This is a genomic window from Pseudomonas sp. FP198, from assembly GCF_030687895.1.
In the GTDB taxonomy this organism is placed as follows: Bacteria; Pseudomonadota; Gammaproteobacteria; order Pseudomonadales; family Pseudomonadaceae; genus Aquipseudomonas.
Genome location: NZ_CP117452.1, coordinates 4418962 through 4433680 on the forward strand (window position 1 = coordinate 4418962; position 14719 = coordinate 4433680).

Sequence of the window (14719 nt, forward strand, 5' to 3'; positions counted from 1 at the left end):
GTGTTCACGCTTCAGCTCGCGAGCTTCAGGCCGTGGGCCAGCCACCAGACGTAAGCCTGGCGGGCCAGTTCATCAACGCTGTGGCTGGACGCATCCAGAGCCAGGGTCAGGGGCTCGCCGACAGGAGATTCAAGGGTGGCAAACTGGCTGTCGATCAGAGTCGACGGCATGAAATGGCCTGGGCGATGGGACACGCGATCAGCGGCCACTTCCGGGGTCAGTTCAAGAAATACGAAGCCCAGGCCCGGCAAGGCGCTGCGCAGACGCTCGCGATAACTGTGCTTGAGGGCCGAGCAGGTCAGCACCGGGCGCGCGCCCATGGCGTCGACACGGCGCAACTCGTCGCACAGGCTGTCGAGCCAGCCGGCACGGTCGTCGTCGTTCAGGGGGATACCGGCGCTCATCTTCTGGATGTTGGCCGCGGGGTGGAAAGTGTCGCCTTCAATGGCGGTGGCGCCGCTCAGTTGGCACAGGGCCTGGCTGACGCAGGTTTTGCCGCAACCGGCAACGCCCATGATGACCAGGGCGGTGATTGGATTATTCATGTAACACCTCAGCGCGCAGACAGCGCTACCTTTGCCAGTTATGACACCGCAGCAAAAGCAGAAGTTGCCGACGCCTTCTTGTCATTTTTGTGGTTGCAGCATGTACGTCCACGACGCCGGCGGACAGGGGATCAGGCAAACCCTGCTCACGCATTTGCAGCCGCGCCGAGACAGCGCTACCTTAGTGCCTTGATTTTTGTTTGGCAAGCCGCCCTGATGACCGCCCCTAAAAACGATAAGAATACTCGCACCACCGGTCGCCCCACGCTCAACGAAGTCGCACGCCTGGCCGGGGTCAGCCCGATCACCGCCTCCCGTGCGCTACGCGGCGTCAGCACCGTGGCCGTCGAACTGGTGGACAAGGTCCGCCAGGCCGCCCTGGAACTCAACTACGTCGTCAACCCCGCCGCCCGCGCCCTGGCTTCGGCCCAGAGCCATTCGGTGGTAGTGCTGGTGCCATCGTTGTCCAACCTTTTGTTTATCGACACTCTCGAAGCCATTCATCGCGTGCTGCGGCCCAAGGGCTTCGAAGTGGTGATCGGCAATTACCATTATTCCCGGGATGAAGAAGAGGACCTGCTGCGCAACTACATGGCCTATCAGCCGCGAGGATTGTTGCTCACCGGGTTCGACCGCACCGAAAGCGCTCGACGGATGATCGAGGCCAGCAACATTCCCTGCGTGTACATGATGGAACTGGACCCGGGCGCCGGCCTCAACTGCGTGGGCTTCTCCCAGCTCAAGGCCGGCGAAACCGCTGCCGATCACCTGGTTTCCCGAGGCCGCAAGCGCCTGGCCTACATCGGCGCGCAACTGGACCAGCGCACGCTGTTGCGCGGCGAAGGTTTCCGGCGCGCGTTGCAGGAGGCCGGGCTCTACGACCCGGACCTGGAAATACTCACGCCGCGTCCGTCATCGGTGGGCCTGGGCGGCGAGTTGTTCCTGCAGTTGCTCGCCAGCCATCCGGACGTCGATGCGATCTTCTTCGGCAACGACGACCTGGCCCACGGCGCCCTGCTCGAAGCGTTGCGCAGCGGCATCAGGATCCCCGAGCAGGTTTCGATCCTCGGTTTCAACGACCTGCCCGCCTCGGCCCACATGGTGCCACGCTTGAGCAGCATCAGCACCCCACGGGAAGCCATCGGCCGCCGCGCCGCTGAACAGATGCTCACCTTGATGGCTGGCAACCGCATCGCCCAGCCGGTGGTGGACTTGGGGTTCGAACTCAAGGTCCGCGAAAGCACCTGAACGGCCCCGGCAGGATGCGGTCGATCCATGCCACGAACCATGCCGACGAACGGCAAGGATTGGCCGCCCCACCCCATATCTCTCGCCTGCAGCCCTTTGATTCCAGGGATCTGGCACGACGGCATGGGAATTGCTCCCTCCCTCGCTCAGCCACTTTCTACAGGTACGCATCATGTTGGTCAGTGCAAAACAGCAAGCAATGATCCTGCCGCTCAAGCGCCCCGGCGACGACCCGACAGCCGAAGCCGCCAGCGGCCTGCAAAGCGCCGCGCTGCAAGCGCTGCGAGATAACGTCCAGACCCAGGCCAGCCAGGCCAGCGTCCAAGTCCAGGACTCCGCCACTCGACAAGCCTCGCAACAGGTAAGCGCCGCCACCGCCATCAGCGACAAGGTCGACGAAGCCTTCGCCAAGACCCGAGTGCAATTACAGACGGTTGGCTCGCCAGCCTTCGCAGAGACCAGCTCTGCCATGGCCCAGTTCAAGGACTACATGAGCAAGACGCCTGAACAACGCTTGCATGACAGCATTCTCCAGGAAATGGGCATCACCGAAGAAGAGTTCGCGGCAATGCCGCCGGAGAAACAACTGGCGGTCGGCGAAGAGATTGCCCAGCGCATGCAGGACAAGTCGGCGATGGCGCAAATGGAGAAAGATCAGCAGAGCGAGAAAAACCCTGCCGAGAGCACTGTCCTCGCCACCCTCTGAACCTGGCAGCGCCTCGGTATCACCTCAGCGGGTTTGGGCGGAGCGTTGCAACCTCCGCCTCAAACCTTCGACCAGCCGAGCCGACAGCGCCTCAATGACCGAACAGATTGACCTTCTTGGCTTTTTTGTCGGCGCGTTTTTCATCGGCGCTCTTCGCTGGTTTTTTCTTTGCCGCTTTTTTTGAATCCATGCCTTTGGCCATGATACGTACTCCATTCATACGGGATGTACCCTCAGGTATACACCTATCCCTGCAGCCGCGTTCTTTTATAATCGCCGCGTTCTCTTGACCATGACCCCGCCATGTCCGAAATCCGTTATGCAGCGCTCGAAGAATCGCTTTGGCCGCTGATGAACAAATTTTATCGTGCCCACCAATCCTCGATGAAAGCCGTGCGCGACGCGCAACTCTGGGTGGCGCGGCGCGATGAAATCGTCGCGGCCCTGTGCCTGCGACCGGTGTCCGGTGGGCATTGGTTGACGGGGTTGTTCGTCGACCCGGCGTTCCGCGCGCAAGGCATCGCAACGCGATTGATAGACGAGGCGATGAAAGGCGTGGAGGCGCCGGTGTGGCTGTTCTGCCACCCTGACCTGCGAGGCTTCTATGAGCGACGCGGGTTCCATTTCGATCCGGAACTGCCTTATGCAATGGCTGAACGGCTGAGCCGGTATGCCCGGAGCAAGCCGATGATTGCGATGGGGTTGGTGCCTGCGCAATTCTGAACAACTACACAGCCCATGTGGGAGCGAGCCTGCTCGCGAAGGCGATCTGACTTCAGCAGATGATTTGACTGATACAGCGCTTTCGCGAGCAGGCTCGCTCCCACAGGTTCGGAGGGTGCGGTGTCAATCGTCGGCAGTCGGATCCAGCTCCGGAAACATCACTTCGGTGAACCCGAACTTGCTGAAGTCGGTGATGCGCGACGGGTACAAGCGGCCGATCAGGTGATCGCATTCATGCTGGACTACCCGCGCGTGGAAACCTGAGGCGGTGCGCACGATCGGCTCGCCCTTCGGGTCGAAACCTTCATAGCGGATGTGCTGGTAACGATCCACCGCACCACGCAAGCCCGGCACCGACAGGCAGCCCTCGAAGCCCTCTTCCATCAGCGGGCTCAGCGGCGTGATCAACGGGTTGATCAGGATGGTCTGCGGCACCGCCTCGGCATCGGGGTAACGCTCGCTGTGCTCGAAGCCGAAGATCACCAGTTGCAGGTCGACGCCGATCTGCGGCGCCGCCAGGCCGACGCCGCCGACACTTTCCATGGTCTGGAACATGTCGTCGATCAACTGCCACAACTCGGGGCTGTCGAACATTTCTGGCGGCACCGGCGGTGCGATGCGCAGCAGGCGTTCGTTGCCCATCTTCAGGATTTCGCGGATCATGGTCGGGCTTCGTCAGTATGGTTATGAGGGATGGAATGATCGCGCCCGAGGCCCGACACATGCTGTTTCTCGTGCTCGCCAGGGCTTTTTTCGCCCTGGTCCTTGCCTTCGGCGGACATGTGCTCGATCACCGCGTTCATCTCAGCGCCGAGCAACAGTACCGCCGCCGAGATATAGAAGTACAGCAACAGCACGATGATCGCGCCGATACTGCCATACATGGCGTTGTAGTCGGCGAAGGTCTTGACGTAGAACGCGAAGCCCAGGGACGCGATGATCCAGACCACTACCGCCAGTACCGAGCCCGGCGTGATGAAGCGAAACTCCTGCTTGACGTCAGGCATCACGTAGTAGATCAGCGCCACCGCCACCATCAGCAAAAACACGATGACCGGCCAGCGCGCGAGCGTCCAGACGGTGACAATGAATTCCTCCAGCCCGATCTGGGCGGCAATCCAGCCCATCACCTGCGGCCCTAGCACCATCAGCGCCGCGGCGGCCAGGAGCATGCCCGCAATGCCGACGGTGTACAGGATCGACAGCGGAAAACGCTTCCAGGCCGGACGCCCTTCGACCACGTCATAAGCGGCATTCATCGCGCTCATCATCAACCGCACGCCGGCCGACGCAGTCCACAACGCAATCACGATACCGACCGACAGCAGGCCCCCTTTGGACTGCTGGAGCTGGTCGATCACCGGGTTGACCTGCTCCAGCGCCTGCGGCGGCAGCACCAGTTCCGATTGCAGGCGCAACCAGGAGAAAAAATCCGGCAGGTGCAGGAAACCGATCAGGGCGATCAGGAAAAGAATGAAGGGGAACAGCGAAAACAACATCTGGTAAGCCAGCGCGGAGGCGTACGTCGACATCTCGTCGTCGAGAAACTCGGTCACCGTGCGCATCATCACGCGGTGCAGGGGCAAGCCTTTCAAGGCCGGGAACATCATGTGCGTCTCCTTTCGCCGCAAAAAAGGAAGGTCGCCTGGCGACTCATCAGGGTATGCCAAGACAAAGTAACCTGTTGGCGACTTTGGAACAATTTCCCCCGGTGCAAGTTCGAGCCGACATGAAAACGGCCACCCGCAGATGACCGTTCCAATCACGTTTCAACAGGCCGGTCAGGCTTCGTCGACGCCTTTCTTGACCGCATCCTTGGCCTTGCCCACGTTTTGCTGGGCTTCACCCTTTTTCTCCTGGACCACGCCCTCGGCGCGCATGCGGTCGTTATCGGTGGCCTTGCCGACGCCTTGCTTGATGTTGCCGACGGCTTCGTTGGCAACGCCCTTCACTTTATCGCTCGTGCTACCCATGATGTCTCTCCTGTGAATAACCGTAAGAAAAGTCATTACATAAGGGTTGACCGGGGCCGTTTGCGGGGAGTTTCATTTTTTCTGTGGCTGATTTCGTCGGCGACTGCAGGTTGCGCTTTATGTTTGCCGACCAACCCCCGAGAATGCCCCACGTATCCAGGCTGCGACCTGAAGCTCCAATCCCGTAGGAACGTTATGAAACTCGATAAAAAGCAGGCCATCGCCCGCAGGAACCAGCAACTGGGCGGCGCCGTCCTGGGCGTCAACAATTGCCATTTCAGCGAACTGAACCGCAATCGCAACATCTTCTGGTTCGACATTCCGGTGGCCCGCCTGGCCATTGGTCAATACGAATGGATTCACCTGCTGCTGCACACGCCCGCCACCGATGAACTGCTGCACCTGAAAGTGCCGACGGTGTTCCTGCGGGAGAAACTGGAAGGCCTGGAAGTACGCAACCAGGGTAAACGCAAGGCGGCCCTGAGCCTGGAACTGAGTGCCGACAAGGATTCGTACCTGCAAGACATGCGGCCGGGTGGCACCAACCTGGACTTTGCGCAGTTTCGGTTGTAACTCTGATGTCAGAGGAGCTTGTTGTGGCGAGGGGATTTATCCCCGCCGGGTTGCGCAGCAACCCCCTGTGTCTTGCATGATCTATCGCTGTGGCTGATGAATCCTGGGGGCCGCTTCGCAACCCAGCGGGGATAAATCCCCTCGCCACAGGTTTCCTACCAAGGCAATCCACATGAAAAGCCCCGCATCAGCGGGGCTTTTCATTGGCGGCGGGTTTACTTCTTCAGCCCCAGCTTCTTCAGTTCTTCATCGCGCAACTCGCGCCGCAGGATCTTGCCCACGTTGGTGGTCGGCAATGCATCACGGAACTCCACGGCCTTGGGCACTTTGTAACCAGTGACGTTGGCGCGCATGTGCTCCATCACCTGTTCCTTGGTGAGCGTGGCCCCTGGACGCACGACGATGAAAATCTTGATCGCCTCGCCGGACTTTTCATCCGGTACACCGATCGCCGCGCACTGCAGCACACCCGGCAGGGTGGCCAGTACGTCTTCCAGTTCGTTGGGGTAAACGTTGAAGCCGGAGATCAGGATCATGTCCTTCTTGCGATCGACGATGCGCATGTAGCCGTCCGGCTGGATCAGCGCGATATCACCGGTCTTGAGCCAGCCTTCAGCGTCGAGGATCTCGTCGGTGGCCTCCTGGCGCTGCCAGTAGCCCTTCATCACTTGCGGGCCTTTCACACACAATTCGCCGATTTCACCGAGTGGCAATTCGACGCCCGCGTCATTGATGACCTTGCACAGCGTCGATGGCACCGGAATGCCGATGGTGCCGACCTGGATGTGCTGGATCGGGTTGACGGTAGCCACCGGGCTGGTCTCGGTCATGCCGTAGCCTTCGCAGATCGGGCAGCCGGTGACCGCCTTCCAGCGCTCGGCCGCTGCCAGTTGCAGGGCCATGCCACCGGACAAGGTCACCTTCAGTGCCGAGAAGTCCAGCTTGCGGAAGGCTTCGTTATTGCACAGGGCCACGAATAACGTGTTGAGGCCGACAAAACCGCTGAACTTCCACTTCGACAGTTCCTTGACCATCGCCGACAAGTCGCGCGGGTTGCTGATCAGGATGTTGTGGTTGCCGATCAGCATCATCGCCATGCAATGAAAGGTGAACGCATAGATGTGGTACAGCGGCAGCGGCGTGATCAACACTTCGCAGCCTTCATTGAGGTTGGAGCCCATCAATGCCTTGCACTGCAACATGTTCGCCACCAGGTTGCGATGGGTAAGCATTGCGCCCTTGGCCACGCCAGTGGTGCCACCGGTGTATTGCAGTACCGCCACGTCATCGCTGGTAGGGTTGGCTTCGTTCACGGGCTGGCCGTGCCCCTTGCTCAGCACGTCGTTGAACTTGATGGCCTTGGGCAGGTGATAGGCCGGGACCATCTTCTTGACGTACTTGATCACACTGTTGATCAGCAAGCGCTTGAGCGGTGGCAGCAGGTCGGCGACTTCGGTGACGATGACATGCTTGACGCTGGTCCTGGGCACCACGTTCTCGGCCAGGTGCGCCATGTTGGCCAGGCACACCAGCGCCTTGGCGCCGGAGTCGTTGAACTGGTGTTCCATCTCCCGCGCGGTGTACAGCGGGTTGGTATTGACCACGATGAGCCCGGCACGGATCGCGCCGAAAACGGCCACCGGATACTGAAGAACGTTGGGCAGCTGCACGGCGATTCGATCGCCCGGCTGCAAATCGGTATGCTGTTGCAGGTACGCGGCAAAGGCACCGGACAATTCGTAGAGTTCACCGTAGGTGATCGTCTTGCCGAGGTTGCTGAATGCCGGCTTGTCGGCGAAGCGTTGGCAGGACTGCTTCAACACCGCCTGAATATTCGGATACTCGTCTGGATTGATGTCGGCAGCAATCCCAGCTGGGTACTTATCCTTCCAAAAGTCTTCAATCATGGAAGCCCACTCCTCAGCAACGCGAATTCTTCACCGCATTTGATGCGATTATTATTGGTGTGTGTTTTGTTGGTGAATCTGGCTTGAATCAAGGCCGAGAAGTCACAAAAGCGCGCCGAGAGTAGCAGCTTTGCCGAGGGTCGACTAGAGCCAAAAATGGGCTCTACAGTCACAAATATGACTCAAGAAAATCCAATGGTCATTTTTAGAGTAAAAATTCTAAGGCCGCATGATTGCATCGACACATAACAACTGTGGGAGCGAGCTTGCTCGCGATAGCGATGGATCAGCCAACATCTCTGTCACTGATCTAACGCTATCGCGAGCAAGCTCGCTCCCACAGGGTCAGGGGTTTCCAATGAGGCAAGCGCCTCAGGCGATATCGCGCAGTTCCCGTCGCAGGATCTTGCCCACCGGCGTCATCGGCAGCGAGTCACGCAATACGATGTGCTTGGGGATCTTGTAGCCGGTGAAGTTCTCCTTGCAGTAGGCCTTGAGTTCTTCAAGGCTGACGCCCGCCTCACGGGCCACCACGAACAGTTTCACCGCCTCCCCCGAACGCTCGTCCGGCACGCCGATGACCGCGCAACTGGCGACTTTCGGGTGAGCCATGACCACGTCCTCGATCTCGTTGGGATACACGTTGAAACCCGAGACGATAATCATGTCTTTCTTGCGGTCGACGATGCGCACGAAGCCGTCGGGATCGATCACCGCGATATCGCCGGACTTGAACCAGCCTTCGCCGTCCAGCACTTCGGCGGTCGCCTCGGGCTTGTTCCAGTAGCCCTTCATGATCTGCGGGCCCTTGATGCACAGCTCGCCGCGCTCGCCCAGGGGCAGCTCGACGCCGTCGTCGTTGATGACCTTCATCAGCGTACCCGGCACCGGCAGCCCCACCGTACCCAGGCGCGACTTGCCGCCGTAAGGGTTGGCACTGGCCACTGGCGAGGTTTCCGTCAGGCCGTAGCCCTCGGTGATGCCGCAGCCGGTGAGCTGCTTCCAGCGTTCGGCCGTGGCCTTGACCAGCGCGGTGCCGCCTGAGTTGGTGACCTTGAGGTTGGAAAAATCCAGCGTCTTGAAATCCGGATGGTCCATCAGCGCCACGAACAGCGTGTTGAGCCCCAGCAACAGCGAGAACCGCCAGTTCTTCAGCTCCTTGATGAAGCCACCGATGTCCCGGGGATTGGTGATCAACACGTTGTGGTTGCCCGTGACCATCATGCACATGCAGTTCGCCGTGAACGCATAGATATGGTACAGCGGCAACGGCGCGATCATGACTTCCTGGCCCTCGCGCAACAGCGGCTGGCCGTCATCGCCGATCTGCCCCAGGCACGCCCGGGCCTGCTGCATGTTGGCGACCAAGTTGCCGTGGGTCAGCATCGCGCCTTTTGCCAGCCCCGTGGTGCCGCCGGTGTATTGCAGCACGGCAATGTCATCGAGGCTGACGTTGAGGGGCTTGATGCCCTGGCCTCGCCCGAGGCGCAAGGCGCTCTTGAAGGAAATCGCCTGGGGCAGCGAATAGGCCGGGACCATTTTCTTGACCTTGCTGACCAGCGTATTGACCAGCCAGCCTTTGGCGGTGGGCATCAGGTCGCCCATCTTCGCTTCGATCAGAAATTGCAGGTCGGTGTCGGGCAGCACTTCCTGGACCTTCTGCCCGAACAGGTTCATGTACACCAGCGCCCGGGCACCGGAGTCCTTGAATTGATGACGCATTTCCCGCGGGGTGTACAGCGGGTTGGTATTGACCACGACCAGGCCGGCGCGCAGGGCACCGAAGACCGCGATCGGGTATTGCAAGACGTTGGGCATCTGCACGGCGATGCGATCGCCTGGCGCCAGGTCGGTATTGGCTTGCAGGTAACCGGCAAAGGCCGCGCTGTAGCGCTCCAGCTCGGCGTAGGTGAGGGTCACCCCCATGTTGCTGTAGGCCGGACGGTCGGCAAATTTCTTGCAGGAACGCTCGAACACCTCGACGACCGACTTGTAGGCACCCAGGTCGATGTCCGAGGGCACGCCGGTCGGGCGTTTGTCATTCCAGAAATCAGGCTGCATTGTTTTTGTCCTCTTTACCTGAACGTATCCGGGACCGCTTGCGTATCGCTTGCACAGGCGGAGCTCCTCGGACACTAGCAGCTATGGCCAATCAGGCAAATATGGCAACTTGCGTCATAGATCGTGTGAATCTTCCTCCCTTGCCGTGACCTGATCAGGCGAGACGCGACGGATGCGCTATACAATGCAGCGACGCTGCGTCTGACTTTGTGCAAAGGAACCGCCATGATCCACCAAACGTTCTGGCTGACCGCGACCGACCACAGGCGCATCTTCGTCAACCAATGGTTGCCCGAAACCGCCCCGCAGGCCGTGCTGATGCTGGCCCACGGCATGGCCGAACACAGCGCTCGTTATGGGCGCCTGGCCCAGGCGTTGTGCGATGAAGGTTATGGTGTCTACGCACCGGACCTGCGCGGCCATGGCAAGACCGGCAAGGAAACAGTCCTGGGGCATTTTGCCGACGAGGACGGCTGGGCCAAGGTGGTCGGCGATCTCGCGAGCCTCAATCAGCACATCGGCCAGCAACATCCAGAAATACCAATTCTCCTGCTGGGCCACAGCATGGGCAGCTATGTCGCCCAGGGTTACCTGCTGCACCACAGCGCCAGCCTGCACGGGGCGATTCTCAGCGGCTCGAATTTCCAGCCCGTGGCGCTGTACCGCGCCGCGCGCCTGATCGCCCGCCTCGAACGTCGACGCCAGGGAGCCACGGGGCGTAGCGCGCTCATCGAGTGGCTGTCATTCGGCAGTTTCAACAAAAAATTCAAACCGGTGCGCACGCCCTTCGACTGGCTCAGTCGCGACCCGGCCGAAGTGGACAAATACGTCCAGGACCCGCTGTGCGGCTTTCGTTGTACCAATCAGCTGTGGATCGACCTCCTCGGCGGCTTGCAGCAGATCAGCAAAGCGTCCAATCTCGCGCAGATCGATCCGGGCCTGCCGTTGCTGGTGATTGGCGGCGAATGTGATCCGGTGAGCGAAGGCAAGCGTCTGAAAGATCTGGCCGATGCCCTGCGCGACGCCGGCAATCAACATCTGCAGTTGACGATCTACCCGCAGGCCCGGCACGAACTGTTCAATGAAACCAACCGCGATGAAGTGACGGCCGACGTGCTGGCCTGGATTGCCCAGGCGCTGAGCCACCAGCGGCCGCCACGCAGCGAGTAGGTTCGCAGCGTTTTTCCTTTACCTGTTACAGGATCCAGACATGACCCAGGTTACCAATATCCCTTACGAAGCCCTCGAAGTCGGTCAGACCGCCAGCTACAGCAAGACCGTCGAAGAGCGCGATATCCAGCTGTTCGCCGCCATGTCCGGCGACCACAACCCGGTGCACCTGGATGCCGAGTTCGCCGCCGCCAGCATGTTCAAGGAACGCATCGCCCACGGCATGTTCAGCGGTGCGCTGATCAGCGCGGCGGTGGCGTGCGAGCTGCCTGGGCCGGGCACCATCTATATCGGCCAGCAGATGAGTTTTCAGAAACCAGTGAAGATTGGCGACACCCTGACCGTGCGCCTGGAAATCCTCGAAAAACTGCCGAAGTTCCGCGTGCGCATCGCCACGCGCGTGTTCAATCAGCGCGATGAACTGGTGGTGGACGGCGAGGCCGAGATCCTGGCTCCGCGCAAGCAGCAGACTGTTACGTTGCCGACGTTGCCGGCGATCAGCATCGGCTGACTACCGCGATCTATGGGAATGAAATGTGGCGAGGGGATTTATCCCCGCTGGGGCGCGAAGCGCCCCCGATACCTCAAGACCACTGCAGTGTGTCAGCCGGGGCACAGGGGCTGCTGCGCAGCCCAGCGGGGATAAATCCCCTCGCCACAAATGACTGCAGTGTTGCGGTTATTGCGGCCGCTCTTGCACCTGCACACTCGCCGTCATACCCGCGCTCAGGCTCACCCCTTCCGGCACCTTGTCGAGCTTGATCCGCACCGGGATCCGCTGGGCCAGGCGCACCCAGTTGAAGGTCGGCTCGACCTCTGCCAGCAATTGCGCATCGGGGTTGGTGTTGCGGTCGGTGATACCGCGGCTGACGCTTTCCACATGGCCGTCCAGCGCATGGTCGGCGCTCATCAACCAGACCTTGACCGGATCGCCCACGCGGATCCTCGGCAGTTTGGTTTCCTCGAAATAGGCCTGCACGTAGAACGTCGAATCATCGATCAGCGCCATCACCGGTTGCCCGGCGTTGACGTAGTTGCCTTCGGCCAGGCGCAGATTGGTGATATGACCACTGCGTGGGGCCAGGACCTGGCTGCGGGCCAGGTTCAGCTCGGCGACCTTGGCCTCGGCCTGGGCCTCGCGCAGTTCGCCACGGGCAATGCCGGCGTTGATCTGGGCATTTTCCCGCAGCTCGGCGCTGATCGCCTGGGGCCCCAGGGCGGCGCGACGGCTGGCTTCGTGTTCACGCAGGCTCAGTTGCTGCTGACGGGTCTGGACCACCGCGCGAGCCTTTTCCAGCGCGGCCTCGAAGCGTTCGCGGTCGATGCTCAACAACAGGTCGCCGGCCTTGACCTGCTGGTTGTCCACGGCCTTGAGTTCGCGCACCCAACCGGATACGTCAGGGGCGACCACCACCACGTCGGCACGGATTCGCGCATCCCGGGTCCAGGGCGTGAGCATGTAGTACTGCCACAGATGAAACCCGGCGAAGATCGCCACGGCCACCACGCCCAGCGTGACGGCGACACGTACGGGTGTACGCATGTTCAGCTCCTTATAACGGTCCGAGGACCAGGGTAATGACAGTCAGGACACAGACGTACAGGGCGCAGTCGAACAAGGCTTCATGCCAGATCCAGCGCCCGACCGGCAACAGGCCGAGCAACAGGCGCAGCGCCCCGGTTGCCAGCAAGGCCAGGACCACATAAATCAGGAACGGGCTGAGCAGCACCCCGCCAATCGACCATTCACGCAAGCCCATGGCTATGTTTCCCTTCTTCGGATTCGTGCTGGCGGCACCAGGCGCGCCAGCTGTTCTGCAATTGCACCACCGCGCCTTGGGCGAGCTTCAGCGCATCGCTGGACGGTTGCTGCGACAGCACCCGCAGATATTCGTCGCTTGCCTGGGCCAATGCCTCGGCCTGATCGCCGCCGGGGCCGCGTTCCAGCGCCTGCTCCAGGGTTTCGAAATATCCGCGCTGGGCCGGGCTGTCGGGTATCTGGGCGACGGCCAGGCTCAGGCGCAGATGCAGCAACTCATCACCGACGTCCAGGCCCAGCAAGCCGTCGTCCCAACGGCTGCGCGCCGGCACCGGCAGCTCGGGATAATGCCGCGCCAGTTGCAACAGCCGGTCAGCCATGCGGCCACCGAACCAGCTTTCAGCACCACGCAGATTGCGATGGGTCAGCCTGACCAGATCGTCCAGCGTCGCGCCCAGCAGCCGACGGCCATGCCAGGCCGGGTTGCGCAGGATCAGCAGCTTGAACGCCAGTACCGCCGCGCCGACGCCGATCATCATCGCCTGGGCGTTGTTGAAAAATGCCGAAACGTCGTACTTCATCGCATTAAGCGGCGAGACCAGCACCACAAAGTGCAGGCAGAACGAGGTGGCCGTGGCGTACAGCGGTGGCTTGGCCATGCACAGCGCCCCCAGGAACAACGGCACGCCCATGGCCATGCAGAGCATGGCGAAACTGCTCCATTGCGGCAGGAAGATCTCGCCAATGACAAACGCCGTCGGCACTGCCAGGAAGATACCCCGCAGGAAACTCATGCCGATCTGCGCACCGTTTTCGCGGCTGGCAAACAGGCTGCACACCACACAGGTGAGCAACAGCGCGCCGGATGCGGCGGGCCAGGCGGTCGCCAGCCAGAAACAGGCTACCGCCAGGAATGCCAGGGCGCTGCGGGCGCCGAATACCATGGCCAGGGACAGATCACGGTGCGGCGCCAGCGTGCGCGGCGGATCGGCGGCGGCCCTGCCCTCCTGCACTGCCGCGAGCGCGGCACAGGCAGCCAGGGCGGTTTCGAGCAACAAGGCGAAACGAGCCAGGCAGTAACTTTGCGCCGAGCTGATCCGCAGGTCATGAGAGGCATCCAGAACCCGAGGCCGTAGGGCCTGCAGCGTCGCGCTGTCTGCAGCGAGCGCCTGCTGCACCTCGTCCATCCACGGCTGGAGCGCTTCGGCTTCCTGAGGTTCGAGTTGTTTCCACTGCCGACGCACCGAGCGGGAAATACGCAACAGCATCAGCAGCTTCTGGCTCAAGCCGCTGATGGCCCGGGCGCGCTGGCGACCCAGGCTGCCTTCGAACCAGGCGTGTTCGCGCTGGGCATCCACCGCAACGATCTTGCCGAGGATTTCGAGCAAGCCTTTGCGCGCCTGGGCATCGCCGGCCAACGTTGCACGCGCCGCCTGCATGCCGCTCTGCCAGGCGGCACGGGCCTGATCCGCCAGTTGTCGTTCGACCCGCAACGGCCAGAGCAAGGCACTGGCCGCCGTGGCGCAGGTAATGCCCAGGCTGATCTCGGTGCACCGCGCCACGGCCTGATCGAAAACCCCAAGTGGATGGGAAAGGGCCGGCAAGGCAATGATTGCCACCGTGTAGCCAGCCAGCACGAAAGAATACGACCAGGCGCTGCGCAACAGCGTCGAACAGGCCGTGCACACACCCAGCCACAACGCGAGCGCCAGCAGGAACAACCACGGTGCCTGGGCGAACAACCCCATGAACACCACCGACATGATCGTCCCCACCAATGTACCGACCAAACGCGCCAGGCCCTTCTGCACCACCATGCCGGACAGCGGCTGGGCGACGATGAACGCCGTCATCAATGCCCACGACGGCTGCTCCAGGCCCCAGCGCAACGCCAGCCACAACGCCAGGCCGCCGCCGAGCACGGTTTTGATGGCGAACTGCACAGCGAGGCGGTCGGGGGCAAACAAGGCCTGGAAGGTAATGGGCACGGAAAACTCTTCTGGGGACCGAGGTAATGAACCTAGTAACGAACCTAGTAACGAACCTAGTAACGA

At 61.3% G+C, this 14719-nt stretch carries 15 protein-coding genes; 6 read left to right on the plus strand and 9 right to left on the minus strand.

Translation table 11 applies throughout. The features are described from left to right. Positions 1-11: 11 nt before the first annotated feature. Positions 12-545: a gluconokinase gene (locus PSH78_RS20140; RefSeq protein ID WP_305496306.1), complete on the minus strand. Its 534-nt coding sequence runs from the start codon at positions 543-545 to the stop codon at positions 12-14. Positions 546-761: 216 nt separating this feature from the next. Here PSH78_RS20140 and PSH78_RS20145 point away from each other — a divergent pair, with 216 nt between their 5' ends. The 3 genes from PSH78_RS20145 (at position 762) to PSH78_RS20155 (ending at position 3222) form a co-directional block, all read left to right on the plus strand. Continuing rightward, complete coding sequence (locus PSH78_RS20145; RefSeq protein WP_305496307.1) at positions 762-1793, plus strand: LacI family DNA-binding transcriptional regulator; 1032 nt, start codon at positions 762-764, stop codon at positions 1791-1793. A gap of 172 nt (positions 1794-1965) precedes the next feature. Further along, entirely contained in the window at positions 1966-2499 is a 534-nt protein-coding gene (locus PSH78_RS20150; RefSeq protein ID WP_305496308.1) for a hypothetical protein, read from the plus strand. Positions 2500-2802: 303 nt separating this feature from the next. Further along, positions 2803-3222 carry a GNAT family N-acetyltransferase gene (locus PSH78_RS20155; protein ID WP_305496309.1) on the plus strand — a complete coding sequence of 140 codons (420 nt, stop codon included), beginning with the start codon at positions 2803-2805 and terminating at the stop codon, positions 3220-3222. A 123-nt stretch (positions 3223-3345) separates the two neighbouring features. Here the strand turns inward: PSH78_RS20155 and def are convergent, their stop codons facing one another. From def to PSH78_RS20170, 3 genes are all read right to left on the minus strand, one after another. Beyond that, a complete protein-coding gene (gene def, locus PSH78_RS20160; protein ID WP_305496310.1) occupies positions 3346-3885 on the minus strand; it encodes a peptide deformylase in 540 nt (179 codons plus the stop codon). Then, positions 3882-4832 carry a YihY/virulence factor BrkB family protein gene (locus PSH78_RS20165; RefSeq protein WP_305496311.1) on the minus strand — a complete coding sequence of 317 codons (951 nt, stop codon included), beginning with the start codon at positions 4830-4832 and terminating at the stop codon, positions 3882-3884. Before PSH78_RS20165 ends, def begins: the two co-directional genes overlap by 4 nt. Before the next feature lie 171 nt (positions 4833-5003). Next, positions 5004-5195, minus strand: coding sequence for a CsbD family protein (locus PSH78_RS20170; RefSeq protein ID WP_305496312.1), 192 nt, complete (start codon positions 5193-5195; stop codon positions 5004-5006). A 195-nt stretch (positions 5196-5390) separates the two neighbouring features. Between PSH78_RS20170 and PSH78_RS20175 the strand changes: the two genes are divergently transcribed. Then, the gene (locus PSH78_RS20175; RefSeq protein WP_305496313.1) at positions 5391-5768 is read left to right on the plus strand and encodes a hypothetical protein; all 378 of its coding nucleotides are present in this window, start codon (positions 5391-5393) and stop codon (positions 5766-5768) included. A gap of 215 nt (positions 5769-5983) precedes the next feature. On the opposite strand, the gene fadD1 is transcribed toward PSH78_RS20175, so the two are convergent. Continuing rightward, positions 5984-7675, minus strand: a complete 1692-nt coding sequence (fadD1, locus tag PSH78_RS20180; protein WP_305496314.1) for a long-chain-fatty-acid--CoA ligase FadD1 — start codon at positions 7673-7675, stop codon at positions 5984-5986. A 372-nt stretch (positions 7676-8047) separates the two neighbouring features. Then, on the minus strand, positions 8048-9736 hold the full coding sequence (fadD2, locus tag PSH78_RS20185; RefSeq protein WP_305496315.1) for a long-chain-fatty-acid--CoA ligase FadD2: 1689 nt from the start codon (positions 9734-9736) through the stop codon (positions 8048-8050). Positions 9737-9961: 225 nt separating this feature from the next. On the opposite strand from fadD2, the gene PSH78_RS20190 reads away from it, so the two are divergent. Then, a complete protein-coding gene (locus tag PSH78_RS20190) occupies positions 9962-10906 on the plus strand; it encodes an alpha/beta hydrolase (RefSeq protein ID WP_305496316.1) in 945 nt (314 codons plus the stop codon). A 40-nt stretch (positions 10907-10946) separates the two neighbouring features. Beyond that, positions 10947-11417, plus strand: coding sequence for a MaoC family dehydratase (locus tag PSH78_RS20195; protein ID WP_003227420.1), 471 nt, complete (start codon positions 10947-10949; stop codon positions 11415-11417). A 168-nt stretch (positions 11418-11585) separates the two neighbouring features. On the opposite strand, the gene PSH78_RS20200 is transcribed toward PSH78_RS20195, so the two are convergent. The 3 genes from PSH78_RS20200 to PSH78_RS20210 are packed head-to-tail and all read right to left on the minus strand — an operon-like array spanning position 11586 to position 14653. Then, the gene (locus PSH78_RS20200; protein WP_305496317.1) at positions 11586-12449 is read right to left on the minus strand and encodes an HlyD family secretion protein; all 864 of its coding nucleotides are present in this window, start codon (positions 12447-12449) and stop codon (positions 11586-11588) included. A 10-nt stretch (positions 12450-12459) separates the two neighbouring features. Beyond that, the gene (locus PSH78_RS20205) at positions 12460-12666 is read right to left on the minus strand and encodes a DUF1656 domain-containing protein (protein WP_249873604.1); all 207 of its coding nucleotides are present in this window, start codon (positions 12664-12666) and stop codon (positions 12460-12462) included. Then, entirely contained in the window at positions 12653-14653 is a 2001-nt protein-coding gene (locus tag PSH78_RS20210) for an FUSC family protein (RefSeq protein WP_305496318.1), read from the minus strand. The genes PSH78_RS20205 and PSH78_RS20210 overlap by 14 nt, the downstream gene beginning before the upstream one ends. Positions 14654-14719 lie beyond the last annotated feature (66 nt).

What these genes read in the sequence shown, in the direction of transcription:
- PSH78_RS20140 (WP_305496306.1), bottom strand. Translation starts at nt 545, where the DNA reads ATGAATAATCCAATCACCGCCCTGGTCATCATGGGCGTTGCCGGTTGC.
- PSH78_RS20145 (WP_305496307.1), top strand. Translation starts at nt 762, where the DNA reads ATGACCGCCCCTAAAAACGATAAGAATACTCGCACCACCGGTCGCCCC.
- PSH78_RS20150 (WP_305496308.1), top strand. Translation starts at nt 1,966, where the DNA reads ATGTTGGTCAGTGCAAAACAGCAAGCAATGATCCTGCCGCTCAAGCGC.
- PSH78_RS20155 (WP_305496309.1), top strand. Translation starts at nt 2,803, where the DNA reads ATGTCCGAAATCCGTTATGCAGCGCTCGAAGAATCGCTTTGGCCGCTG.
- def (WP_305496310.1), bottom strand. Translation starts at nt 3,885, where the DNA reads ATGATCCGCGAAATCCTGAAGATGGGCAACGAACGCCTGCTGCGCATC.
- PSH78_RS20165 (WP_305496311.1), bottom strand. Translation starts at nt 4,832, where the DNA reads ATGATGTTCCCGGCCTTGAAAGGCTTGCCCCTGCACCGCGTGATGATG.
- PSH78_RS20170 (WP_305496312.1), bottom strand. Translation starts at nt 5,195, where the DNA reads ATGGGTAGCACGAGCGATAAAGTGAAGGGCGTTGCCAACGAAGCCGTC.
- PSH78_RS20175 (WP_305496313.1), top strand. Translation starts at nt 5,391, where the DNA reads ATGAAACTCGATAAAAAGCAGGCCATCGCCCGCAGGAACCAGCAACTG.
- fadD1 (WP_305496314.1), bottom strand. Translation starts at nt 7,675, where the DNA reads ATGATTGAAGACTTTTGGAAGGATAAGTACCCAGCTGGGATTGCTGCC.
- fadD2 (WP_305496315.1), bottom strand. Translation starts at nt 9,736, where the DNA reads ATGCAGCCTGATTTCTGGAATGACAAACGCCCGACCGGCGTGCCCTCG.
- PSH78_RS20190 (WP_305496316.1), top strand. Translation starts at nt 9,962, where the DNA reads ATGATCCACCAAACGTTCTGGCTGACCGCGACCGACCACAGGCGCATC.
- PSH78_RS20195 (WP_003227420.1), top strand. Translation starts at nt 10,947, where the DNA reads ATGACCCAGGTTACCAATATCCCTTACGAAGCCCTCGAAGTCGGTCAG.
- PSH78_RS20200 (WP_305496317.1), bottom strand. Translation starts at nt 12,449, where the DNA reads ATGCGTACACCCGTACGTGTCGCCGTCACGCTGGGCGTGGTGGCCGTG.
- PSH78_RS20205 (WP_249873604.1), bottom strand. Translation starts at nt 12,666, where the DNA reads ATGGGCTTGCGTGAATGGTCGATTGGCGGGGTGCTGCTCAGCCCGTTC.